General features: G+C 59.9%; 1 protein-coding gene. It reads left to right on the plus strand.

Annotation, left to right across the window (positions count from 1 at the left end):
- Positions 1–183: 183 nt before the first annotated feature.
- Positions 184–397, plus strand: a 214-nt coding sequence (locus D0817_RS26785) for a hypothetical protein (RefSeq protein WP_202866524.1), incomplete at its 3' end; no start/stop codon positions are given.

Consider the following 397-nt stretch of genomic DNA (forward strand, 5'->3'; position numbering starts at 1 on the left):
TAGGAGCAGATTGACATCAGCGCGATGGAGAACAGTCTTTTCATTATGGTGGCCCGAGTTGGTTGATCCCGCCATTGTCGGCCGTTTCGGCGGCCGCATCGCGCCATCTCGCGCATTGCTCACATTGTTGATTCTTTCTGATCAAAGGCTTGCGCACAAATAGGGGGCACATAAAATACGACTATGAATAAACTCCTCATCCTCGCCTTACTTGGCTTGCTAACCGCCTGCTCCCAGGCGCCGCTCGCTCCCCCGGCCGTCAACACCGACCCGCGCCAGGGCCTGAAGATCGTGCTGCCCGAACCGGCCAACGCCAAGCTGCCGTCGTTGTTCCTGATCGGCGACTCCACCGTGCGCAACGGCCGCGACGACGGCCAGAACAAGGGCGCCGAAGGGC

The organism is Flavobacterium cupreum, assembly GCF_003996965.1.
GTDB classification, from domain to species: domain Bacteria; phylum Bacteroidota; class Bacteroidia; order Flavobacteriales; family Flavobacteriaceae; genus Flavobacterium; species Flavobacterium cupreum.